This is a genomic window from Exiguobacterium sp. HSB13, from assembly GCF_056764755.1.
The window spans coordinates 542,165-567,706 of sequence record NZ_JBUZOM010000001.1 but is presented as its reverse complement, the minus strand read 5'-3'; the positions used below and the strand labels follow the sequence as shown (position 1 = coordinate 567,706).

Here is a 25,542-nt window from a genome sequence, read left to right as displayed (position 1 = left end):
TATAGCTAATAGTCCTTTCAAATAGGTCGGACATCCGTCTTATTTAACCTACTTAACTAATCCCAAATACTGGCTTAACATTGTTTGTTTTACCTTTACAATCCAGTTATGAATGGTAAAAAAAGGCGTCTTACATCGTTGTATAATTCATACAAAAAAAACGATACTTTCTCAGACCAAAATCCTGAAAAAGTATCGTTTTAACTAATGTAGAACGTCACTGTTCATTCTCGACTCCTACAGGAAAAGAAAGCATGTTTTTCGCTTTCGTCAGGGTCAGGTGAGACCGGGTAGACGAAACGTAGTTTAGGATACCGCGGCTTACCTCCCGCCTGCGGAAAGCGAGAATGACCAACGTTCGTAGATTGGATTCATGGCATAGGATTTTCACCACTCCACGTCCCCTTACACCATTTTCTCTGGTTTCCGTCGGACGACGTAACCGAGAATTCCAGCAAGTAACGCAAGTCCTGTGGCATAAAGTACTGTCCAGCCTGCGGTTTGTTGAGCGAATTCGAATAAGACGTCACTGCGCCATTTCATCGCGAACTGAACGTATGAAGCCTGACTGACGATGAAGCTGATCACACCAATCGTGATCGCAAAGACGAACGGATCGATGATCGACTTGAAGCTTCGGATACTACAGACGAAGTAGATCGCGAACGTTACAAGCAATAATACCCAATACCCACTCTCACTCGAGACATTCGGTGGCGTCGCTCCTGCCGATTCCGCATCAATTACTTGGATCGTCTGCCGCGCGACACCATAATCAACCGGATCGAGCTTCAATTGTGTTGCTGACAAGTCAGGGCGTTCTCCACCGAGTAACGTCAACAATTGTTCTGTCACCCGGTCCGTATCGATGCCATCGACGACTTTTTGGATCGAGTCATTAAGCTGCTCCGTTGAGGTCTCCCCGTTCAACATCGAGACCGGGATTTCCGCGTTCGCTCCAAGAACGTCTGCTTGATACACGACCTGTCCGCCGTGGATCCAGTCATACATGCCTCCACTTCCGGCGTTTAGACTCGCGACGGTGAGTGCCGTCCGTAGTGAGGAATCACCGTCATACGCCGCTTCGTCCTGTACCGTAAAGACGAGTTGAAGCGTACTTGCGAGCATCAAGATCAGCAAGCTGGCACGTCCGGCAGCTGTCAGACCGGATAACTTTTGCGGGAAAAATGCCATCCAACCAAGTAGACTGACGACGAGAAGCGGTAAGATCCCACTCATCGCATAGCCGTCTTGTAACGAGAGGAATGGCACGTCGTTTCCGCGTCCGGCAAGGATGAACCAGATGATACCGACCGTTAAGAAGAAACTGACCGATCGAATCGTCCACCCGAGTCGACTCGCCTTAATCCGTAACACTAAAAATAACAGGACGATCAAACCGATGCCAAAGACGGAATAAAGTAACGTGCCGTAAGAGACATCGAACGTAAGTGGTGCAAGAACTTGCTTTAAGTCAATCCCAAACAAGGATAAGACGTCGCCAGCAGAACTCGCGTCTAGCACCTGATTGATGATTCCTTCTCGAACTGCGCTCGGCATCGTGATCGACAGCCCGCCGACGAACAGAAGCATCAATGACACCGTGATGTCTGCATCTTTCCAGGAGACATCCGCCTGTTGCATCTGCGTCACGAGATCTTGATAGTCTGAGGATGAGGTAATTTGTGAAGTCAAAAATGCCATCGCGCCATAAATGACACCGAAAAAGATGAGACCGATGAGGACGCCAAACAGGACATCCCAGACGGAAAACCGTCGTTGTTTCCTTTCTTGCCTTGACTCCAACCCATTTCCTCCTTTTTATGTCTAAGTCACGAGCAAAACAAATAATATTAACATTTCATATTTCATAAAAATAATTAATATTGATAATTCACTTAAAATTTTTGTTATTTGTTAATCATAAAAAAACTCTGAATGTGATCTTTTATGAGATATCCATCATTCAGAGTTTTTAAACATATTAATTTGATTATACCTGCTTTAGTCTATCTTCTAAAATTGCGACAATACCTAAAATTGTTATCCCTGTACCAAAGAGTGAAATGAAATTAACTACATATGATTCTTTACTATCATTCACAATGTTTGTATAAAGATATCCTGCGGCAAATAATATAACTCCTAAACTCAGAAAAAAGTAAAAGTAAATCAATGCGTTGATAACTTTTTTATTCTTAGCTATTGAACTCATATTAACCTCTAAACCTCCTAAAATCATTTTGTAAAAACCTTCAAATATTATTTTACACTAACGTTCTTTTTCAATCTGCACTTTATTATAAAAAAAGGTAAATAAAATCCAAATTATCTTTCGATATACAAAATTATAGAAAATAACCGGCTTCTCACAATGAGAAGCCGGTTGAACGATCAGGTGCCATGGTATTTTTTTCTCTATTAGATGCCTTCGTACGCTTGTTCCATGATCGTCCGTAACTCAGCAACAAGCGGCATCTTTGGATTCGCTGTCGTACATTGATCCTCGAAAGCATCAACTGCCATCTTGTCGAGTTTTGCCTCGAAGTCTGCTTTTTGAATGCCTTGCGCCTTGAATGACATCTTGATGTTGAGACGTTGTCCAAGATCAGCAACTGCTTGAATGAGTGATTCGACCCCTTGTTCCGTCGTTGCTGCCGGAAGACCGAGGTAGCGTGCGATGTCGGCATACCGTTCATCGGCGACGAATGATTCATATTTCGGGAATGCTGCTAGTTTTGTTGGGCGTGACGCGTTATAGCGAATGACGTGTGGCATCAGGATCGCGTTCGTCCGTCCGTGTGGTGTGTGGAACTCGCCACCGATTTTGTGTGCGATCGAGTGGTTGATGCCGAGGAAGGCGTTCGCGAATGCCATCCCTGCCATCGTTGACGCATTATGCACTTTTTCGCGTGCTTCGGCGTCTGATCCGTTCGCATATGCTCGTGGCAAGTACTCAAAGATCATCTTGATTGCTTTGAGTGCCAGTCCATCCGTGTAGTCGTTCGCAAGCACCGAGACGTATGCTTCTGTCGCATGCGTCAAGACATCCATTCCGGTATCAGCAGTGATCGAAGCCGGGACGGTCATGACGAATTCTGGATCAACGATTGCGACGTCAGGTGTCAACGCATAGTCAGCAATCGGGTATTTGACGTTTTTCTCTTTATCCGTGATGACGGTGAACGGTGTCACTTCTGAACCCGTACCAGACGTCGTCGGAATCGCGACGAACTTCGCTTGACGACCGAGTGCCGGGAATTGATATGCCCGTTTCCGGATATCGAGGAATTTTTGACGTAGGTTCGAGAACGTTTCGTTCGGTTGTTCGTAGAAGAGCCACATTCCTTTCGCAGCATCCATTGCTGAACCACCACCGAGAGCAATGATCAAGTCGGGTTTGAAGTCACGCATCGCTTGAGCACCCGTCTGAACAGTCGTCACCGATGGATCTGGTTCGACTTGGTCGAAGATCCGGTAACTGACGGACTGTGGCAAGTTTTGAATCACTTTATCGGCATACCCGAACTGTACCATCGTTGGATCGGTCACGATCATGACGCGTGAGACGTCAGTCATCGACCGCAAGTACTGAACGGAGTTCTTTTCGAAGTAGATTTTTTCAGGGACCTTGAACCATTGCATGTTCACGCGTCGTCTCGCCACCTTCTTGACGTTGAGTAAGTGTTTCGCTGTTACGTTTTCAGAAACAGAGTTTTTCCCGTATGATCCGCAACCGAGTGTCAGTGATGGTGTCAACTCGTTGTACAGATCACCGATCCCGCCATGAGCAGATGGACTGTTGACGAGGATCCGGCAGGCTTTCATGCGGAGTCCGAACGCTGTCATCAAGTCGTCGTTCGTCGTATGAATGACGGCTGTATGACCGAGACCACCGATTTCAAGCATCTGTTCAGCAATCGTGAACGCTTCTTCGGTCGAAGCAACACGGTACGCACCAAGGACGGGACTGAGTTTTTCATGAGACAATGGTTCTGCTGCCCCGACTTGCTCGAGTTCCGCGACGAGCATGACCGTTGTTTCCGGAACGTCGATGCCGGCTTTCTCCGCGATCCATGTCGCTGGTTTCCCGACGATGTCCGCATTGACGGCACATGTATCGGTTTTGATGACGAGTGATTCGAGGCGTTGTTTTTCTTCCGGTGTACAGAAGTAACAACCGAGTGCTTCCATTTCCGTACGAACCGTCGCATAAATCTCTTGGTCGACGATGACGGCTTGTTCAGACGCACAAATCATACCGTTATCAAACGTTTTTGAGAGAACGAGATCGCTGACTGCCCGTTTGACTTTTGCTGACTGTTCGATGTAACACGGAACGTTCCCTGGTCCAACACCGAGTGCCGGTTTACCTGTTGAATACGCTGATTTGACCATTCCCGCTCCACCTGTCGCAAGGACCATCGCGATTTTTTCATGGTTCATCAAGACTTTCGTTGCTTCAAGTGATGGTTCTTCGACCCATTGAATACAGTCTTTTGGCGCACCTGCTTTGATGGCTGCGTCGCGGAGTGTTTTCGCTGCTTCAACGGAACAACGTTGTGCCGATGGATGGAATGCGAAGACGATCGGGTTGCGTGTCTTAATTGCAATCAATGCTTTGAACATCGTCGTTGATGTCGGGTTCGTGACCGGTGTGACACCACAGACGACACCGACGGGTTCAGCGATATAGGTGATGCCGTTTTGGACATCTTCTTCAAGAATCCCAACTGTTTTTTCATGACGTAGACTATTGTAGATGTATTCTGTCGCAAAAATGTTTTTAATCATCTTATCTTCAAAGACACCGCGTCCCGTCTCTTCTGCTGCGAGACGAGCGAGTTCGACGTGCCGTTCAAGTCCGGCAAGTGCCATATCCCGGACGATCGTATCGATTTTTTCTTGATCGAATGTCAGTAATTCTTGTAATGCACGTTGCCCTTTTTCAACGATTTGTCCAACTGCTTGTTCGACCGGTGTTGCCGTCGATTTTGTTTTTTCTTTCACAGCCATGAGTGGTTTCCTCCCTGTCGTGGAACGAATCTGAGTTTGATTTGCCAACCATTATGTCAGGAATGCCAAGCTGTTTTTCAATAGTTTGTGCTTTCCTTCACAAATCAATCATAACCCCTTTTTCCTGTTTTGTGCATGACCATCCTGTGAATTCCATCACACTTTTGATAGCGTTTACAACTGTTGTGCGTTCTTCTTTTCCAACGTTTTGCTTCATGTACATAGATGTGTGCGATTTATCACACCTCGCATTTTCCTGACTTGATAGCCGTTTCATCATCTTGTATTCTGATATGGGGTACATATTAAGAGCTACCACTAAAGGAGGACACTTGAATGTCAGTTGTACAGGAAATGCTAGCCTTCAACGAGCGATTCGTCGCCGAAAAACAGTATGAGCAGTTCGTCTCGGATAAGTTCCCAGATAAAAAGGTCGTCATCCTGACGTGTATGGATGCCCGCTTGACGGAGCTTCTCCCACACGCACTTGGTCTTAAGAACGGGGATGCGAAAATCATCAAAAATGCCGGTGCTATCCTATCGCACCCATTCGGCTCCGTCATGCGCTCGATTCTCGTTGCGTTGTATGCTCTCGGCGCTGAAGAAGTCGTCGTCATCGGTCACCACGATTGTGGCATGAGCACGATTGATCCTAACCACATGATCAACGAGATGAAGGATCGGGGAATCGACCAACAGATTCTTCATACACTCGAAGTATCCGGGGTTGATTTGAATCAATGGTTGCGTGGCTTCACGTCAGTTCAAGAAAGCGTCGCTCACTCAGTCAGCCTCGTGAAGAATCACCCATTACTGCCACCTGGGACGAACGTCCACGGACTCGTCATCGATCCAGGTACTGGTAAGCTTGACGTCGTCGATTGCTGATCACTCTTTATAGAAGAAACGCAAATAGACTCGCATATTCTATTCCGTCTTAAACTAAAGAAAACGTGCCATATTTTCTCGTAACGGAGAATTATGGCACGTTTTTTCGTATGAGTCATTCTCAGTGATCAACACGCTTCTCACTTCATGCTCAGGGGTATAACAGAATATATCATCTTGTGGAGAGCTAATAAGCGTACCATTCATCTTTTGATTACGAGGTCAGACTTTTACTCTTGACAGCATTCCAACATGGCTGTAAGATACTTTAGTATAGTGCAGTGATAACAAAAGAAAGTGTGGTTTTACTGAATGATAAACGCCGTATTGTTTGCCGTCTTTTTACTATTCATCTTAGCGATCTTCCGCGTCCACATCGTGCTCGCGATGGTCATCAGTGCGTTTGCCGGCGGTCTCGTCGGTGGTCTTGATTTAACGAAAACAACTGAAGCGTTTGCTGGTGGTCTTGGCGCTGGGGCAGAAATCGCCCTGAGCTATGCGCTGCTTGGCGCCTTTGCTGTTGCCCTCTCGAAAACAGGATTACCGGATGCGCTCGCTCACGCATTGATTGAGCGTTCACGTGGTAACGCAAGTGCTGCTTCCGTCAAAAAATTAAAAGGCTTCATCTTGTTTGCGATTCTGTTACTCGCGATCAGCTCACAAAACGTTCTGCCGATCCACATCGCGTTCATTCCAATCATCATTCCGCCATTGCTCGGTCTGTTTAATCAGTTAAAGATGGATCGACGCCGGATCGCAATCATCATGACGTTCGGACTCGTGACACCTTATATGTTCCTACCGGTCGGATTCGGAGATATCTACCTTAATCAGATTTTGCTGAAAAACCTGGAAGCTAATGGTCTTGATACGACGGGAGCTTCTGTCATCGAAGCCATGGCAATTCCAGCACTTGGGATGGTCGTCGGTCTCTTGATCGGTCTATATTCGTATCGCAAAGAGCGGACGTATGAGATGCGTGATATCGCTCCGGACGATTATGAAATTCCGGTCATCACAAAAACAAAGCTTGCTTTAAGTGGTGTCGTCGTCATTGCAACATTGATTGTTCAACTGCAGACAGAATCGATGATTCTCGCTGCGACGACTGGATTGATCCTCTTCTTGCTGCTCCGTCTTGTCCGTTTCAGCGAAGCAGATGACGTCATTACACGTGGTATGCGCATGATGTCATTCATCGGTTTCGTCATGATTTCAGCAAACGGTTTCTCAAACGTCTTGCGTAAGACGGGCGATATCGAGCCACTCGTCGAGAACTCGAAAGCGTTGATGGGCGATTCCCAACTCGTCGCCGCCTTCGTCATGCTCTTGATCGGTCTTCTCGTCACGATGGGTATCGGTTCAAGTTTCTCAACCGTTCCAATCATTGCTGCCATCTTCGTTCCACTTTGTATCCAGTACGGATTCAGCTTAGAAGCGACGATTGCCATCATCGGGACAGCCGGTGCGCTCGGGGACGCGGGTAGCCCGGCGTCGGACTCGACACTCGGGCCAACAAGTGGTCTAAATGCGGATGGTCAGCACGATCACATGCGTGAAACGGTCATTCCGACGTTCCTGCACTACAACATTCCATTGATCATCTTCGGTACGATCGCTGCGGTCGTGTTATAAAAAGAAGACGGATTCGCTACCATCGCGAATTCGTCTTTTGAATTGTCTCCGTTTTTTTCCTTTTCATTTCGTCCTCGGTTCTCTAAAATAAAGGAATGAACTGATACAAAGGAGTTGTCTAACGTGTTATCTCAAGTCGTCAACCAGATTTTGCTTTCGCTTGCCGATCTCGGATATTTCGGCATCGCCCTTGGGTTGATGATTGAAATCATACCGAGTGAAATCGTCCTCTCTTATGGTGGATTCATGATTTCTCAAGGAACGATTGGCTGGCCGCTCGCCATTGTCGCTGCCGTCATCGGTGGATTATTCTCGCAATTATTCTTATATTGGTTCGCTCGCTACGGCGGTCGTCCCCTTATCCTGAAATACGGAAAGTATGTTTTGATCTCAGAGCATCACTTGGATTTAGCTGAGCGTTGGTTCTTGAAATACGGACAAGGTGTCATCTTTGGCGCTCGTTTTATTCCGGTCGTCCGTCATGCTATCTCAATTCCGGCTGGTCTTGCCAAGATGGATCAAACGAAGTTTTCCCTTTACACGGTGCTTGCCATCATTCCGTGGTCGATTTTGTTCCTGTATCTTGGGGAGACGCTCGGAACGAACTGGCGCTCGATCAAGGAAGTCGCTGCACCATATACGAACGGCGTCCTGATTGCTGCCGTCGTCTTGATCATCTTCTACGTTATTTACAAACGCCGTCAACGAACGGTTTGAACAACTAGCAGTCTGTCTGACGACGGACTGCTTTTTTAAACAAACAGGAGGTCCTGCCATGCTCACATCCCCGCTTGCTCATTTTACATTACGTCGTTTGACTGCATCCTATCGGACGGGTCGTCCTGTCGCGACTGGGATCACCGTCGATGGACATATTTTAATCGTCGAAGAAACCCTCGATGAATCTCGGAATGAACACGTTCTCTCCATTCATCAATTGAAAGATGACTGGCGAAAAACGACAATGATTAAAAGAAGCGAGGTGGACTTTTCACTCATCGACCGCTTTCCGGACGGTCGTCTGTTACTCGTCGCTTCCCGTTGTGACGACGATGTAGATGGAACGTGGTTACCAAATGCCTTTATCTATGATCCTCAAGGGAATTTACTAGACAGCTTTTGTTTAGACGATGGGATTCAGAATATGCAAATTGATGAACAAGGATGGATTTGGGTCAGTTATTTCGACGAAGGAATCTATGCCGATGCTGCAACTAGTTCGAATGGCGCATTTGGTCTCGTCGCTTTTGACGATACAGGTGTAGTCCAGTATAAGAATCGTCAATATCCAATCGATGATTGCTACGCCTTAAATGTCTGTTCGTCGAAGGAAGTCTGGTTTTTCTATTATTCCGATTTTCGCTTCATTCGTATCAATCAAGAGGACGATCTCGTTTGTGAGGCACCTACGATCGCCTTTTCTCAGTTCGCTCGGTACGACGATTTTCTGCTTGCTGCAAACTCTGATGAAGCACATTTACTTGAACGTAAAGGAACGCTTTTTGAGAGTATTCGTTCGATTCGATTCATGACAGAACAGGGAAATACCCTGTCAGGTGACCTTACAATGCGTAACGATTTGATCGTCTTAGCGACTTCAGAACACCTGTATTTCGGGAGACTCGGTCAGCGACTCGTCTCTCTCATAGCAGGCAAATGAAAACAGTTACAAAGTTGTTTCATAATCTTTTCACTTTTGAAAACCTTCAACCCAAATTTTCAAAAAGACTAGCGAGTCCTATCTGAGGATAGTATACTCAGCGTTATAGTTATTCGGACAAGTTGTCTGAACATTATGACGTCACAGAATTTTTTTGGGGGAAATGATGAGTTCGAATTTGAAACGCGATTTAACAGCACGACAGGTACAAATGATTGCACTCGGAGGAACAATCGGGGTCGGTTTGTTCCTTGGGGCATCAAGCACGATCGCTTGGACAGGACCATCGGTTTTGCTTGCGTACATGCTAGCAGGAGTCTTTATCTTTTTCATCATGCGTGCACTTGGTGAGATGGTCTACACCCATCCTCACAGTGGTTCGTACGCAAAGTTCGCAAACGACTATATCCATCCAGCTGCTGGTTTCTTGACAGCAAGCAGTAACATCTTCAACTGGGTCGTCGTCGGGATGAGTGAAGTCATCGCTGTCGGGACATACTTACGCTTCTGGTGGCCGGAACTGCCGACTTGGATTCCAGGTGTCGTCGTCATCGTTCTCTTGACGCTCGCGAACCTCGCTTCCGTCAAGATGTTTGGTGAACTCGAGTTCTGGTTCGCCTCAATCAAAGTGATAACGATTCTTCTGATGATCGTCGCCGGATTCGGGATCATCTTCTTTGGTCTAGGAAATGACGGAAACCCGGTCGGCTTCTCGAATCTGTGGGCGAACGGTGGATTCTTCACGAATGGTTTCACCGGCTTCTTCTTTGCGCTCTCAATCGTCTTCGCCTCTTACATCGGTGTTGAGTTGATCGGCGTGACAGCTGGAGAAACGAAAGATCCAGAGAAGAACATTACGAAGGCGATCAATGGTGTCGTCTGGCGAATTTTGATTTTCTACGTCGGATCGATCTTCATCATCGTCACGGTGTATCCATGGAACGAGTTGTCGGATCTCGGCAGTCCGTTCGTTGCGACATTCGCCAAGGTCGGTGTCACGATTGCTGCTGGGATCATCAACTTCGTTGTCATCACGGCCGCTTTATCTGGTTGTAACTCCGGGATCTTCAGCGCAAGCCGGATGATTTACGCCTTGGCTGAAAAAGGACAAGTGCCTTCCTTCTTTTTAAAGGTCAACAAACGCGGCATTCCATTCTACACGGTCTTCGCAATTTCAATCGGGATTTTCTTCGGTGTCATTCTTGATATCACCTTGCCGCTCGTTCTCGGGAAGGATACGAACATCTTCGTGTATGTCTACAGTGCTTCGGTACTTCCAGGGATGGTACCGTGGTTCGCGATTTTAATCAGTCATATCCGGTATCGTAAACTCGAAAGCGAACGGACAGCCTCACATCCGTTCAAGATGCCAGGTGCACCGGTGACGAACTATCTGTCAATCGTCGCGCTGGTAACAGTCCTCGTCGGGATGTTGTTCAACGATGAGACACGCGTCTCAATCTTAATCGGAGTTGCTTTCTTGATCTTAAGTACGGTCTATTACATCGTAAAAGTACCGAAAATCGAAAAATAATGATATTTCTCTTCCTCTCATGACATCATGGGAGGATTTTTCGTGTTCTTCATTTTTATATTGACATTACATTTTGTTCATGATAGAAAATCAAATGCGAACTAATATGCCTTGGAACGCTAAATCATTCATGATTTTATAATAAATATCGTATTTCATTTACTATTTTTCTAATAAACAGACTAATTTTCAGAATAAATAGTCTTTTTATTCTAAGTGTATTTTTATGTTTCGAGTTCTTTTGAGCGGGAATATTCTCACCATACACATAATATTTCATGTGTAGAACAATCACGTTAAAACAATTTAACGACAGAAAGGAGAGGTGTAACATGAACGGATTCAATCGTTTCCTACTCGTCCTGATCGGCATTCTCGGTTTAGTCAGCGTCGGTCTTCTAGTACTCGGCGTCTATGATGTTCCACGACTCAGTCCTTTGATTGAACAGTGGCAAGATCAACAATGGTATAGCTATACGATTTTATCACTTGGTGGCTTCCTAGCATTCGTATTTGTCATTCTATTATTCACTGGACTACTCAGTCGTTCAAAAGGACAACGTCTCTTGATTCAGACGGGTGACGGGAATATCACGATTTCAAAACAAACGATCGAACGAACGGCACTCGAGTCGATTCGCGGTATCAACGGCGTACGTTCGCCACGAGTGAATGCGGACATTCACTCGAAAAAAGAAACGGTTGCGCTTGAAGTCGACTGCTCGGTCTTCGGTCAAGAAGGTTTGCCGACAATTGGCAAAGACATTCAAGAACGTGCCAAACATGCGGTCGAATCGTTACTTGAACTGCCCGTCACAAAAACACGTGTCCGGATCAGTGACACGAAGACAAAAACGTCTGAACGTGTCGTCTAAGGCATGAGAGGAGGAAGATCATGAAAACGAACGAAGCACTTCGTCCGTATCGCTACCGTCTACTCGGCGGGTTAGCTGGGCTGATCCTCGCCATCTTGTTCTTGACGATCGGTTTTGGACCGACGTTGTTGATCATCGTATTCGCAACAATCGGTTACTTGATCGGTCAGTGGCGGGATAACGCGCTTGATGTCGAAGGGTGGATTCAGTTCTTTCAACGGGATTGAGCCTACAGAAAATATAAAATCATTCAACTCACACTAACATTAAAAGGAGAGATTTCTCATGGCTAACGAAATCAACACGAAACAAAACGAAAACGAAGTAGTACGCGAAAACAAACTCACATTCGAAGATCAAGTCATTAAAAAAATCGCTGGTATCGCATCAAATGATGTCAAAGGCATCCTCTCAATGAGCGGTGGCTTCATGAGTGGTTTGACAGATCGTTTCCGGAGCACGGAAGATATCACAAAAGGCATCGACGCGGAAGTCGGCGAGCGCCAAGTCGCACTCGACCTAAAAGTCATCGTTGAGTACGGCAAAAACATCCCGTCGATCTTCCAAGATGCTGTAACGAAAATCAAAAAATCAGTCCATGATATGACAGGACTCGATGTCATTGAAATCAATATGCATGTCGAAGATGTCATGACACGTTCTGAGTTCGACGCAAAAAGTAAATCGTCGAAAGAAGAGGAAGAAAAACGCGATTTGAAATAAGACCGTCAACTAGATAGCCGCATGAAATGGACCCGTCTAAAAACGGGTCCATTTTTTACTTTTTCAATGCCCCACGTGCGTTCAACGCAGCAAAGATCACCATCGCGATGCTGAGAACAGCAGCAACGATCAAACCTTGCCAATAAACCGACCAATCAATTTCCGGACGAGTCAACACACTACGCATACCTTCCATGATATAGGTCGTTGGATTGATCGTCGCAGCAATCTTGAGCCATTCGGCTTCAATCAAGTCTTTCGGCACAAACGTCGTCGACAGGAAAATCAGCGGGAAGAATAAGAGCGTTCCGGCTTGAGCGGCTTGTGCATTCCGTGTCTTCAAAGCGACTCCAACCGAGTAACCAGCAAAGGCGAGACCAAATCCGAGCGCGAGTAAGATCGTCAAGAAAAAGCCGCTGACACCGACTGGAATCGATAGACCAAGCAAAAAGGCCATCCCGAAGATGAGCAACGTTTGAACGAATAATTGTAACATCCCGGCTAGCATCGGTCCGAGAACGATTGCCGTCCGCGAGACCGGTGTCAGTAAGAGTCGTGCAAAATAACCGCTCTCGATATCTTTGACGAGTGCTTGTCCCGCTCCCCCTGCTCCGCCGACAGCACCCGAGACGATTGAGACAGGCAGAATGAAGTTTAAATAATCGACGCCATCGAATTGAGGTAAATTCGAGATACCAGAAAGACCACTCGTGTAGACGAGCAGGAAAAAGACACTGATGATCAAGTTCGGAATGAAGGAAAACGGATTACGTAACGTAACGAGAAGACTTCGCCGCATCAAAAACCAAGTTTCCCGTAACATATCACGATCCCTCCTTATAAGCTTGTCCGGTTAAACGAATGAAGACATCATCAAGTGACGGTTGTTTGACGACGAGTGACGTCGCAATCATCTTCCGTTCATCGAGAAAACGGACGACCGCGCGTAATGTCTCCGTTCCATGTGAAGGAATGACCAGTTGACCTTTTTCCTGACGTCCTTTAAACGTTTCTAAGACGATCCGCTCGTCCTCTTTTTCAGCAAGTGTCAATTCAATCCGTTCTTCTCCGTTTGCTGCCTTCAGCTCAGCTGCCGTCCCTTCCGCAATCAGTTGCCCTTCGTTGATGATGGCAATTCGGTCCGCCAACTGGTCGGCTTCTTCCAAGTACTGTGTCGTCAAAAAGATCGTCGTGCCGAACTCTTCGTTTAATCGCCGGACCTCGTTCCAGATTTGTACACGACTCGCGGGGTCAAGCCCAGTCGTCGGTTCATCGAGAAACAAAACGGTCGGTTGATGCACGAGCGTCAAGGCGAGATCAAGCCGTCGTTTCATCCCACCGGAGTAAGTGCCCGAACGGCGCTTCCCATCTTGATCGAGTCCGACGAGTCGCAGCAATTCCTCTGCCCGTGTTTTTGCTTCCGTCTGACTTAATCCGAATAATTTTCCTTGTAGGACGAGTAATTCAAGTCCGGTCAAGTCTTCATCGATGCCGGTATCTTGTAAGGCGACCCCAATTTGCAACCGAACCTGTTTTTCCTGTTTGACGACATCAAATTCTTGAATCGTCGCCCGACCACCGGAAATTGGAATCAATGTCGTCAGCATCTGGACGGTCGTCGACTTTCCTGCCCCGTTCGGTCCTAGAAAAGCGAAGATTTCTCCTGCCTCTATATCGAACGAAATCCCTTTGACGACATCCTTTCCATCGTACGTCTTCGTCAAGTTCTCGACATGAATCATCTTCATTCCTTCTTTCTCTGAATTCAAAGTCATGTCCAAGATTTTCCCGTTTTATCTGTTCTTGAATCAAAAAACCTTTATACAGATGGCGTAACACTCTATCATTCCACACGAACTATTCAGCAATTCTTGGCATATAAAAACGCACTCTCAAAAGAGAACGCGAGATTCAAACACATACTTATTTCATACCTGAAATATTGTATCCTTCGATGATGTACTTTTGGAAAATCATGAAGATGATGATAATCGGGATGACCATGAATGTAGCTCCCGCCATTTGCAATCCGTAATTCCCACCATGTTGCCCCTGCAGTAACGCTAAGCCAACAGATAGAGTATACAGTGATTCATCATTCGCGATGATGAGTGGCCATAAGAAACTATTCCATGCTCCAATGAATGTTAAAATTCCCTGTACCGCTAGAATGGGTTTTGACATCGGAAGAACGATTGAGAAGAAAATACGCCATTCACTTGCTCCATCTAGTCGAGATGCTTCTAGCAACTCATCTGGAATCGTCGTCATAAATTGGCGAAATAGGAACACGCCGAACGCACCGACTAATCCAGGTAAAACGATTCCTGTCATCGTATTCGTTAATCCCATTTGATTAAGCATCAAATAGACTGGGATCATCGTTACTTGCCCTGGGATCATCATCGTGGCGAGTACTCCGATGAATAGCAATTTACTCCCTTTAAAACGAAATTTTGCAAAGCCATAACCAGCCATCGCTGTTAAGAGTAGACCAAAAAATGATGCTAATACAATCAAAAGCGTGTTTTTCAAATAGGTCAAAAAGTTTAAATTCACGAATAAATTGACGTAATGTTCAAAAGTTAATTCCTTTGGCCAAACTGTTAACGGAAGTGCTAAAATTTCCGCATCCGTTTTAACAGAAGAAAGAATCATCCAAAAAAACGGTAACAGAAAACAAAGACCTAATAACGTCAATACCGTTGCAAGACCCCATTGAAAAGTAGACTTTTTTCGTCTTTTCTCCGGACGTGCGATTGGCGAAAATCGAGCTTCCTTGCCTGTTACAACTACAGGTTTTTCTTTCGGAATCATCGCCTCGTCCTCCTTCCATTAGTAAGGATTATCATTTTTTTGAACGCGGAATTGGATCAATGTGACGGTAATGATTAAAACGAATAAGACAACGGACCCTGCAGCAGCATATCCAAAGTTGCTCAGTTGGAAACCATTTTGATAGATGAACAGTGCTAATGATGTCGTTGAGTTCAACGGTCCACCTTCTGTCATTATGAACGGTTCCTCGAAAAATTGAATCCATCCAATTAATGTCGTCACCGTAACGAAGAAGACGGCATATCGCAAGAGCGGTATTGTGATTTTAAACATTTGTTGAAACGTACTCGCACCGTCCAGTGCAGCTGCTTCATAGTACGTTCGTGGTATCCCTTGTAATGCCGCAAGGAAGATAATCATGTTGATTCCGACAGCTCGCCATAAGGCTAATAGGATCAAGGATAATTTTGCAACAAGTGGATCTTGTAACCACGGAACATCCGGCAAATGAATTGCATTCAAGATAAAGTTAAAGAGCCCATATTGGGGATTGAATAAGAATCCCCAAACGACGGCGACTGCAACGACGTTCGTAATCGACGGCATGTAAAAGACGACACGAAACCATTCAAATACTTTTCCTCGACCAAAGTTAATCGCAATGGCAATGGAGAGTGAAAGTGTAATGACAAGCGGCACACCCAAGATGACATAAAAGACCGTGTTCGTTAATGCCTTTAAGAAAACCTCATCTTTAAAAATTTCAAGATAATTAGAGATACCGATCCATTCGATGTTTGCATAGTTCGCGATTCCCGCTAAATCCATGTTCGTAAAACTCATTACTACGGCGACGAAAAGCGGTGTGATCGAAAACAGAAACAGTAAAATGATGGTCGGTGCAATGAACAGATAAGGCGCTTGATGGTTGAGCAACCGTCTCATTCAGAGGACTCCTTCCTTGAAGCTTCCGCTTCGATTATTTTAAAATGGTTTCTGCTTTCTTTTGGAACACTTCCACTTCTTTGTCGACCGCTGCATCGCCACGGTACATTTTTTCAAAACTCTGTAAGTAGGTTTGTGACACTTTCTCCCACGATGAGATGAGAGGCATCGGTTGAGCAGCTTGCATTTGTTCACCGAACGTCTTGAGTTTTTCATCATTTTGAAGTGTGTCATTTTCCCATGCTTCTTTTGTTGAAGGGAGTGACTTCGTCATTTCCATCCATTTTGTCTGTGTTTCCGGTTCACTCATATACGCGATAAACTTCGCAGCTTGATCTTTTTTAGAACTGCTTTCAAAGATACTCAGGTTTGCTCCACCGAGGAATGAAATATTATTTTCTTTTTTGGGAAGGACTGCAGTTCCCCATTTCGATTCAATCCCTGGCATCTGATCGTTAATCAGATTGATCATCCACGGTCCACTAATGAACATTGGAACATTCGGATCCTTTGCACCAAATGCTTGTACGATATCCATCCCTAAATCAATCGGAGCATACTTTTGTTTGAAATAACTCGTTAAATATTCAGCACTTTCAATGAATTCCGGCTGATTAAATAACGGTTTGTTATCTTCCGTCAACAGGTCGGATCCATTTTGACGTGCAAACATGAAGTTCAACATCTGGTCGTTCGTATCCAATGTAATCCCGTACATATTCTCACCTGGGCGTTTGGCAAGCTTAGCCGAAGCATCCTCGAGTTCTTCCCATGTCTCTGGTGCTTTTTTATATCCCACATCGGCTAATGCATCTTTTCGGTAATAAAGGACTCGTGTATCTGTATACCAAGGTGCACCATAAACGCCATCTTTTAATTCGACTGTTTCATAAGATCCCTCATAAAAATTATCTTTTGCAAGAGAAGGGTATTTCTCCACATATTTTTTCATGTCTGAAAGAGCACCAGCTTCAACGAATTCCGGCATCCAAGATGTCCCCATCTGAACGACATCTGGTCCGTTCTTCGAAGCAACTGCCGTTAGCAATTTATCATGTGCCGTATCCCACGGTATCGCTTGAACCTTTACTTTGACACCTTTGTTCGCTTTCTCATATTCTTTCACGAGCTTCGGTAATGCCTTTCCTTCTTCACCCATTGCCCATACCGTTAATGTCTTGTCATCTTCTCCGGATCCTGATGAACAAGCTGCTAATGTTGATACCGATAATGCGCTGACCGCAAGTGCTAGTCCGAGTTTTTTCATGGTTCCATTCCTCCATCTCGTATTAATCGAAACGTTTCGATTGTTTTCCAAAAAAATAATGTTTATACAAAGGTTTTTCCTTAAAGCAACAGGTTAAACGTTTCTATAAACATTATAAGCATACATGTATGCGCTTACAACCTATTTTTTTATTTCTTTTGGAGGACAGATCCTGCGATGATGAACTTTGAGTCAATCTTCGCATTCGTTCGCTCTCGTTTATCAATCAATTGAAGTAACGCGCGAGCAGCGGTCTTGCCCCAATCCAACTTAGAATAACTGACGCTTGCGATTTTCGGTTGTGTATAGTTCGTAACCTCGAGCTTATCGAATCCAGTCAGTGATATATCGAGACCAATCCGAAATGATGTATTTTGTAAGACATCGTATACGCCGAGAGCCATGTCATCATTTAAACAAACGATGGCATCCCCGTCTTTCAACTCTTCAAGGATTTCACTTGCAGCACGGATACCAGAACGTTTCGTAAATCCACCTTCCCATTTACGAACCGCAATACCCGCTAAGTCGGCCTGTTCTAGAACGACAGCGCGACGTTCGAAAGCATCATGGTTTTCTTCCGGTCCATCGACGAGATGAATACAGTGTGGTTTAGTAGCGGTTATCGTTCGCATCGCTTGTCGCATACCCATCTCATTATCAAGTAGTACACAACTGATATTCGGATGATCCATGTTTCGATCAAGAATCGTCAGCGGATGTCCCCGATCAGCAAATCCAAGAATTTGTTCTTGGGTGAAACGATGACCTAAAATTATCCCGCCATCGACGATTCGTTCTGCCATGAGGCGATGGGATTCCGGCCCATTACAGACGATCAGCTCATATCCCGTTTCTGACAACTCATGATTAATTCCTTTTAATAATTCGCCGTAAAACGATCCTGAATAATCTCCTAGAAAGGCACCGATGATATGCGTCTTGCGAGTCTTCAGCGTTCTAGCAGCAGCATTCGGAATGTAATTCAACTCTTCCGCGATTTTCATGATACGTTGACGTGTTTTTTCCGTCACTTTCGTACTCCCATTCAACGCGTAGGAAACGGTCGAAATCGAGACGCCTGCTGCCTTTGCAATATCCTTAATTCCTGTCATTTCACTTCACTTCCTTCTTTAAAAAGTATAGCATAGGACCGCCGCGTAAGGACCGAGTTCCTCTTCACAGTAGTCCCCTACACCTATTAATGTCTTGCCCATCTTTATTCGATGTTTGATTGAGTGATTCGACAAATTAATTAAAATACGAAGGGACTGTTCGCCATGAATTCGATCAAATGCGATCATCGTCGATGGCGTCTCCTGCCACCTCATTTCTCCATCCAATAAGGCAGGCTCTGCCTTGCGTATCGAAAGTAAACGTCGATACACCTGCAGGAGACTATCGTCATCCAGTTGTTGATCGTGGACGTTACGATCAACATCGGTCATTCCCCGTAACCAAGCTGTTCCTGTCGAGAATCCCCCTTCTTTCGTCCACATCATCGGAAGACGTGCATGATCACGACCCTTCAGCTGAACGGACTGTATCGCTCCACCTTGCTGTAAATAACGGAGAGTTTCGATATCCTGGTAATCAGATTGCTGAATGTTTCCGTTCGTCATCCCGATCTCATCTCCTTGATAAATGAAAGGAGTTCCTCGTAATGTCAACTGGAGTAATGCTAGCATTTTTGCTGCTCTTATATCATCGTCGTACCATCTGGAAAGAACGCGTGGCTGATCATGATTGTTCCAAAACAAGCTGTTCCAGCCGTCTTCTTCCATCTCATCTTGCCATTTTTTAATCGTCTTTTTTAATTCCGCTGGATCAAACGATTGAAGGTACCATTTGTTTTTACCCACCACCTCGTCTAGAGCGCACGTCTCAAAGTTAAACACCACATCAAGTAATCCCTCTTCTTGAAGTTGACGAATTTCGGATGGAGATAGACCACCTGCTTCGCCGACTAAAAGAAGATTTGAACGATCAACGGATTCCAACATCTCTCGTAATCCCTCCTGTACACGTTCAAAATTCAGCCAGCGATGCGGATGAAATTGTTTTCCGATTAAATCGATGACATCAAAACGGAATCCACGAACTCCTTTTTCAATCCAAAACGATAGAATGCGTGCAAATTCTTTTGCCACTATCGGCTGTTCCCAATTAAGATCCGGTTGTTCCTTCGCAAAAGAGTGGAAATAGTACTGCTGACGTATACTCGAATACGTCCAAGCAGAACCTCCAAAAAAAGATTCCACTTCTGTCGGTTCGTCATGCCAAATATATGTATCGCCGTATGGACCGTCCGGATCATGTTCGGATGCGATGAACCATTCATGGCAGGATGAGGTATGATTCGCGACTATATCCATCATGATCGTGATATCATGCCGACTCGCTTCGTCAATCAAGGCTTCCATCTCGTCCATAGATCCGTATAGAGGATCAATTGAAGTATAATCCGCTACGTCATACCCGTGATCATAACCAGGTGACGTGTACACTGGGCATAACCAAATCATGTCAACCCCTAGCCTCTGCAGATAATCCAATCGTTTCCGAATACCATTCAGATCTCCGACTCCATCTCCATTCGTATCTTGAAAACTTTTCGGATACAGATGATAGACTACTTGATGCCGATGACTTTTTATCATGTCGTTCACTCCATTTCTCATATGCTAAAGGACAGGACGACTTCCATGAAGTCATCCTGTCCTACTTTAGAGCGGAAGCTCGATTTGCAGTTCGTTTCCACTTGGAAGGATCGTTTTTAAAGCCTCGCGTTGCAATAGATAACCACCTTGACGATAACGATTGGATTGATTTGAAAGATTAAGCAGCTCTCCATTCCATAAAATGCGTCGTTGTTCACCCCGTGTGATTCGAATACGACAAGGGATATCGAATAGTTCCACCTGGATAGTTCCGGTTATGACTGGATCAAGAAGTAGCCCGTCTGAACGCTCTCGAATCCCTAAGACATTCGTCATTAATTGATTCAGCCAAATACCTGGTCCACTCGAGTAAATTCGCCATCCCCCTTTAACCGGAATCTTACCTTCTTTTAATTCGTTCCAACGTTCTTGCGCTTCGTAACGCGTCGTAAACGCAGCATCCGAACTACTGAAATAGGCATTTCTCTGACGGTGGACTGCTTTCGGTACTTTTAGATCCACAGGATTAATGACGTCAAATGCTTCCGTTATGCTCTTTTCATCAGCTCCGATTTTCGCCAGTGCTTCAATGTAACGAATATGGGCATGCACGTATTGCAGTCCAATTTCACGACCGACATTAGCTGCTTGTTCTGCCCGCATGAAATGACGACTCACACCACCACGATATTGTGCTGGGCGATCCATCAAACGCACACCGTCCGGGAACTTTAAATGTTCTTCAATGATCTTTAAGTTTTGCATAGCTTGTTCTGGTGTAACGAGTTCTCCGATGATACTACGGGTCAACGGTAGCAATCGATATTTCATTGGTAGTCCATCATCTGAGGGATGAATCATCGGATGATATCCATCTTCTTCGACTCGTAAAAATCCAGGGATGACCCCGTCTAGAATCATGTCTGACTGGAAGGACTGTTCGATGGTAGTAGCTAGTTCCGCTAATCGTATGCTTAATGACGATTGTGGTAACTCGTTTGCTAACGTACGGAATGTTTGGAATGTCAACGCTACCGTCCAAGTACTGATTAACTTTTTCTTTAACGCATCATCTGCTGGTTGTAACGTATCGTCCCAATCTCCTCCGCCGTATGCGGAAAAGACACTGTTCGGTACGAAATCCTTTTCAATCCGTGCACACGCTCGTTCCACATGATGCATGAGCGATTGTTTTAGTGTTTCCTGACCGGTCTCTGTTCGATATGGAAGTAGTTCATCGAGACATGCCCAATCGTGTGTTCGCTGAAGATAATCCGCGCATGCCTTCAGTGGCCAGAGGATCACATCACCATGGCTATCCTCCTGCTGGATACCAGCATATTCATCAAACATGAACCATTGTGGCCAATGTCCTGCCTCGAATTGATGTGAAAAAATCTGAAGCAGTAATGCGCGAGCTTCTTCAAAATGACCGAACGCCAGTAAAAATTCCATCGGACCTTGCGATACGTCGCGTGTTCCCCATGCAGCACCACCGTATTGCTCTAAGCCGTGCGGTGATTGGTAATGGATCCGCATGTTTTGGATGTACCAGTCTACTTGAAACTGTAGAGCATTCGCGTCCTGCCAGACGTCTTCAAATTTGAGGTTTTTTCGATAAGCAGCCTTCCATTGATTGAAGGACTTCCGTTCTTCGTCAGCATTGAATTCACACTGCATTCCTGCACCCATTCTCATGACAAGATGATCGGTTGCTCCGACAGATAACCATACCAAATCATCTACGATTGGCTGAGTTAACCATTCAGATGTGGAGCCTGTTGAAAAAGGCTGATTCATTTCAAGCGTGTATGTCAAATCAGGTAGAATACGTTTACTCAATGATTCTTTTGTTGCCGTAAAATGAAGGCGTGGTCCGATCTGTTCCATTTGAAACGGTACATCATATTCTTGTGTATGCATCGTCACTTGCTGACTGATTTTCATCGCACGCGGATGTCGCGTCTTAACCGTCGTCTCAAGCACAGGTCGCTCAGCACCAATTGATGTTCGGACTTCAATCGTCTCGTCATCTAAGAAGTAATACCAGATCACTTCGTTCCATCCCATTTCAAAAATCGACGGTAACGCTAATAATTGATAGTCTTCCTTTTGTTCGATGTATATGCGTTGCCCAGACGTTTTAGGGATGTTCAAAGGATTTCTGACGTTCGACATCCACTTGTTGTAATTCGTATTCCCATATACGATGTGCGAATTGAAGACACCATTCATATGGACTGTTGTCGCTAATTTCTTTTCTGTTGGCGCTAAACTCCCCGCATTTAATAAGATGGTTGCATGACTACGTTCAACCAGAAGTTCCTTTTCTTTTAGAACGACATGATGACCACTAGGTGTAAAGAAGGACAACAACTGTGTTCCTTCCCACTCTTCAAGCAACCGTTCCGGATACAAATCGTCGAGTTGTTGTATCGTCGCTGTATTCCCGACAATCGTCTTTGGCGTTTGTAAGAAAGCCGTACGGTGATGTTCCTTCCGTTGCTCTTCACGCTCATATAAAGGTGTAAATTGATCAATCGATTGTTCATCGAGTGCTTCTTCCATAGAAGGAATGAACCGCAGCTCAAATTGGAAAGATAGCTCTCCAGCTGATTCTTTGACAGCTGTTCGAATCGTCGGTAATGCGAACTCATACTGATTTATTCGAGATGGTAAATCTGCATTTAATCCCTCTGCTATATTCGATTGCCGATATGACGCACCATACACATCAAAACCATCCGTCGCAAACTCTTCGATTCGATCGTACGAGAGAATCGCAACGCTCGGAAAGCCCGTCGACTGTCGCTGATTTTGTCGAGCCAATATCCCATGTTCGGTCGCGACGTAGTCAATGTACTGTGCCATATACGCCTCGTTCGTACGTACACCGGCTTCGTCAGCCAGTCCTAAATCCTGTGCATAGGTTACGTCAAATTCTCCTTCCCCAATGAGTGAGACTTTAAAGTGCATGCCAGTCGTGTGAAGACTTGCGACGACCTCGTATCCGAATGTCTCATAGTCACCTTTCCAGCTGATCGTATGCTCAGATATTGCTAATTTACTAGGCGAATGGATACCAAGTAACGGTAAGGCCACACTGGAACCATGACGAACATATAAATTCATCAAGGACTCATCAAACGGATGATGAATCAATTGATTAATCATGATATCTTGGTAACGGATTTGACGAATGTCGCCGCCTTCAGTTAGTGTCACCCTAAATTCATCGTGTCGTAGATGTGGAACGGTCGTTAATGTGTTCATCAAATTGCCCCTTTTCACCGGTCTGTTTCAACCAAAATTTTTCATGTAATGCACAAGTACTATCCGTACCAACATAGAGAATGAATTCACCAGCATCCGCTTTAACCGAACCGTCCGGATGTTGATACATCAGCATCGAAGCATCGATACAGAATGTCACTTCTCGACTGGAACCGGCTTTCACAAGAACGCGTTCATATCCTTTTAATTGACGTAAGGGACGTGACACGTCAGCAACTGGATCTTGCACATACCATTGAACGATTTCTTCCGCATCTAATGCGCCTTCGTTCGTAACAATAACAGATGCTTCCCATGTAGTTCCCTGCGGCTGCTCATGTAGTCTTAACTGTGTATAGGTAAAATGGCTATAACTTAATCCAAAACCAAATGGAAATAACGCTTCATTTGGAGCGTCCAGGTATTTGCTTGTATAGCGTGGATCAGCGCCTTCGATCGTCATCGGTCGACCCGTCGGTAAGGCATCGTAACGTAATGGCAACTGACCGACATGATACGGAAATGAAATCGTCAGTTTTCCAGAAGGAACCGCGTGACCATACAGTAAACGGTGAATCGCTCGTCCTGACTCTGTTCCCGGATACCATGCTTCAAGCACTGCATCGGAATGATCAACGACATCTCTAAGATCGAGTGGTCGCCCGTTGAATAGCACGGTCACGATCGGTTTTCCAAGTGTCGCAAGTCTTGCCAATCCATCGCGTTGTGTTTTCGGCAAACGGATGTCCGTTCGACTTCCGGCTTCTCCACTCATCCAAGACGCTTCCCCTAAAGCTATGAGAATCACTTCTGCTTGCGCCGCTACTTCCATCGCCTGATCCCAGTCAATTTCCGTATCAATCGTTGATCCTTCTGCAAAAACATAATCAATGTTCGCTTCATCAAACGCCTCTCGAATGGAAACCGCTTCTTCACGTTTTCCGTTGCCTGCCCATGGACCAAGTACGTCCGTTGAAGCAGCAAAAGGTCCAATCAACGCAATCCGCTGATCTTCTGCTAATGGCAGGACTTGATCATTTTTCAGTAAGACACAACTTTTTTCAGCTAAACGCCGTGCCGTATTCCGATGACCTTCAGATAAGTGGACTCTTTTCTCAAGTTCGGGATCAATGCCACGATAAGGATCTTCAAACAATCCTAGATCTTGCTTTAACGTAAGGATTCTGAGTACTGCTTCGTCTAATACATCCATCGAAACGACTTGGTCATCAATCTGCTGTTCCAAATGATTTAAGTACGCACCTGACATCATATCGATATCGACACCCGCTTTGATTCCTTTTTCTCCAGCTTCAGCAAGAGAACCCGCCACACCATGCTGGATTAATTCCTTAATAGAAGACCAATCTGAAATCGTGACCCCGTCAAACTGCCACTCTTTACGAAGAATTTGGCGTAACAGATACGTACTAGCTGTTGCGGGAACACCATCAACGACATTGAAGCTTGTCATGATGAGTCGGGCACCCGCTTCGATGGCCCGTAAATAAGCTGGTAAATAAAATTCTCGTAATTCACGATCCGACATATCAACCGTATTGTAATCACGACCACCTTCAGCGGCACCGTAAGCCGCAAAATGCTTCACGCAAGCTGCTAAAGAATCAGCTTGTTTTAAATCCTTTGATTGATATCCACGTACGAAGGCTGCCGCATATTCTCCATTGAGCCAAACATCCTCACCTGTTGATTCCATGACACGCCCCCAACGCGCATCACGTACAAGATCTACCATTGGCGAAAAAGTAACATGCAGTCCCGAAGCTGTTGCTTCGATAGCCGATTGACGCGCCATCATTTCCACTTCGTCACTATCCCACATAGAAGCAAGCGCCAATGGAACTGGATAAATCGTTCGATGACCATGAACGATATCCGCCATGAACAATAACGGGATTCCTAATCGATTATGTTTTAAGTAATTTTGCTGGATGCGAAATGCCTGTTCTGCTTGATGAATCCCGATGACAGATCCTAATTCATATCGATTGCCCTCTGTCAGACCACTTTCCTCCATTAGTTGAGCCACTGGTCCAGTAACTGTATCTGATGTCTGTGGATCATAGACAGAAGGAAGGATTTGAACGAGCTGTCCTATTTTTTCCTGTAGCGTCATTTGCTGTAATAATGATTGAATGTTCATCGATCAGCACCTCATATCCACTAAATTTATCGAAACGTTTCACCTGTTAATCAAAATTATAAGCGCTTTCAAAAAAATCTTCAACCTTTCTTTCGAAACGTTTCGATAAAAAGATAAAAGTAAG

General features: G+C 45.2%; 20 protein-coding genes. 8 read left to right on the top strand and 12 right to left on the bottom strand.

Going from position 1 to position 25,542, the window contains the following annotated elements; translation table 11 throughout:
- Positions 1-405: 405 nt before the first annotated feature.
- The 3 genes from ACZGCQ_RS02885 to adhE form a co-directional block, all read right to left on the bottom strand.
- Positions 406-1,806 (bottom strand): hypothetical protein, encoded by a 1,401-nt coding sequence (locus tag ACZGCQ_RS02885; RefSeq protein ID WP_481265332.1) that lies wholly within the window; start codon positions 1,804-1,806, stop codon positions 406-408.
- Positions 1,807-1,993: 187 nt separating this feature from the next.
- Complete coding sequence (locus ACZGCQ_RS02880; protein ID WP_481265331.1) at positions 1,994-2,242, bottom strand: hypothetical protein; 249 nt, start codon at positions 2,240-2,242, stop codon at positions 1,994-1,996.
- A gap of 179 nt (positions 2,243-2,421) precedes the next feature.
- Positions 2,422-5,016: a bifunctional acetaldehyde-CoA/alcohol dehydrogenase gene (gene adhE, locus ACZGCQ_RS02875; protein ID WP_481265330.1), complete on the bottom strand. Its 2,595-nt coding sequence runs from the start codon at positions 5,014-5,016 to the stop codon at positions 2,422-2,424.
- 336 nt (positions 5,017-5,352) lie between these two features.
- On the opposite strand from adhE, the gene ACZGCQ_RS02870 reads away from it, so the two are divergent.
- The 8 genes from ACZGCQ_RS02870 (at position 5,353) to ACZGCQ_RS02835 (ending at position 12,331) form a co-directional block, all read left to right on the top strand.
- Complete coding sequence (locus ACZGCQ_RS02870; protein ID WP_035397969.1) at positions 5,353-5,904, top strand: beta-class carbonic anhydrase; 552 nt, start codon at positions 5,353-5,355, stop codon at positions 5,902-5,904.
- A 315-nt stretch (positions 5,905-6,219) separates the two neighbouring features.
- On the top strand, positions 6,220-7,539 hold the full coding sequence (locus tag ACZGCQ_RS02865; protein WP_481266362.1) for a Na+/H+ antiporter family protein: 1,320 nt from the start codon (positions 6,220-6,222) through the stop codon (positions 7,537-7,539).
- Positions 7,540-7,662: 123 nt separating this feature from the next.
- Positions 7,663-8,256: an undecaprenyl phosphate transporter UptA gene (uptA, locus tag ACZGCQ_RS02860; RefSeq protein WP_023467894.1), complete on the top strand. Its 594-nt coding sequence runs from the start codon at positions 7,663-7,665 to the stop codon at positions 8,254-8,256.
- Between the two features lie 58 nt (positions 8,257-8,314).
- The gene (locus ACZGCQ_RS02855) at positions 8,315-9,199 is read left to right on the top strand and encodes a hypothetical protein (RefSeq protein ID WP_481265329.1); all 885 of its coding nucleotides are present in this window, start codon (positions 8,315-8,317) and stop codon (positions 9,197-9,199) included.
- A gap of 163 nt (positions 9,200-9,362) precedes the next feature.
- Positions 9,363-10,733, top strand: a complete 1,371-nt coding sequence (locus ACZGCQ_RS02850; RefSeq protein ID WP_481265328.1) for an amino acid permease — start codon at positions 9,363-9,365, stop codon at positions 10,731-10,733.
- Positions 10,734-11,065: 332 nt separating this feature from the next.
- Positions 11,066-11,608, top strand: coding sequence for an alkaline shock response membrane anchor protein AmaP (gene amaP, locus ACZGCQ_RS02845; protein ID WP_035397973.1), 543 nt, complete (start codon positions 11,066-11,068; stop codon positions 11,606-11,608).
- Between the two features lie 20 nt (positions 11,609-11,628).
- Positions 11,629-11,835 (top strand): DUF2273 domain-containing protein, encoded by a 207-nt coding sequence (locus ACZGCQ_RS02840; RefSeq protein WP_481265327.1) that lies wholly within the window; start codon positions 11,629-11,631, stop codon positions 11,833-11,835.
- A gap of 58 nt (positions 11,836-11,893) precedes the next feature.
- Positions 11,894-12,331, top strand: coding sequence for an Asp23/Gls24 family envelope stress response protein (locus tag ACZGCQ_RS02835; RefSeq protein ID WP_050677037.1), 438 nt, complete (start codon positions 11,894-11,896; stop codon positions 12,329-12,331).
- A 55-nt stretch (positions 12,332-12,386) separates the two neighbouring features.
- Here the strand turns inward: ACZGCQ_RS02835 and ACZGCQ_RS02830 are convergent, their stop codons facing one another.
- The 9 genes from ACZGCQ_RS02830 to ACZGCQ_RS02790 form a co-directional block, all read right to left on the bottom strand.
- Positions 12,387-13,154 (bottom strand): ABC transporter permease, encoded by a 768-nt coding sequence (locus ACZGCQ_RS02830; protein WP_481265326.1) that lies wholly within the window; start codon positions 13,152-13,154, stop codon positions 12,387-12,389.
- Position 13,155: 1 nt separating this feature from the next.
- Positions 13,156-14,106 carry an ATP-binding cassette domain-containing protein gene (locus ACZGCQ_RS02825; protein WP_481265325.1) on the bottom strand — a complete coding sequence of 317 codons (951 nt, stop codon included), beginning with the start codon at positions 14,104-14,106 and terminating at the stop codon, positions 13,156-13,158.
- A gap of 148 nt (positions 14,107-14,254) precedes the next feature.
- Positions 14,255-15,148: a carbohydrate ABC transporter permease gene (locus ACZGCQ_RS02820; RefSeq protein WP_481265324.1), complete on the bottom strand. Its 894-nt coding sequence runs from the start codon at positions 15,146-15,148 to the stop codon at positions 14,255-14,257.
- 18 nt (positions 15,149-15,166) lie between these two features.
- Positions 15,167-16,054, bottom strand: coding sequence for a carbohydrate ABC transporter permease (locus ACZGCQ_RS02815; protein ID WP_481265323.1), 888 nt, complete (start codon positions 16,052-16,054; stop codon positions 15,167-15,169).
- Between the two features lie 34 nt (positions 16,055-16,088).
- The gene (locus ACZGCQ_RS02810) at positions 16,089-17,321 is read right to left on the bottom strand and encodes a sugar ABC transporter substrate-binding protein (RefSeq protein WP_481265322.1); all 1,233 of its coding nucleotides are present in this window, start codon (positions 17,319-17,321) and stop codon (positions 16,089-16,091) included.
- 149 nt (positions 17,322-17,470) lie between these two features.
- Positions 17,471-18,436: a LacI family DNA-binding transcriptional regulator gene (locus tag ACZGCQ_RS02805; protein ID WP_481265321.1), complete on the bottom strand. Its 966-nt coding sequence runs from the start codon at positions 18,434-18,436 to the stop codon at positions 17,471-17,473.
- A gap of 18 nt (positions 18,437-18,454) precedes the next feature.
- Positions 18,455-19,981 (bottom strand): glycoside hydrolase family 13 protein, encoded by a 1,527-nt coding sequence (locus tag ACZGCQ_RS02800; protein WP_481265320.1) that lies wholly within the window; start codon positions 19,979-19,981, stop codon positions 18,455-18,457.
- 66 nt (positions 19,982-20,047) lie between these two features.
- Positions 20,048-23,254: a GH36-type glycosyl hydrolase domain-containing protein gene (locus ACZGCQ_RS02795; protein ID WP_481265319.1), complete on the bottom strand. Its 3,207-nt coding sequence runs from the start codon at positions 23,252-23,254 to the stop codon at positions 20,048-20,050.
- Positions 23,214-25,418, bottom strand: coding sequence for a glycoside hydrolase family 3 N-terminal domain-containing protein (locus ACZGCQ_RS02790; protein WP_481265318.1), 2,205 nt, complete (start codon positions 25,416-25,418; stop codon positions 23,214-23,216). Before ACZGCQ_RS02790 ends, ACZGCQ_RS02795 begins: the two co-directional genes overlap by 41 nt.
- Positions 25,419-25,542 lie beyond the last annotated feature (124 nt).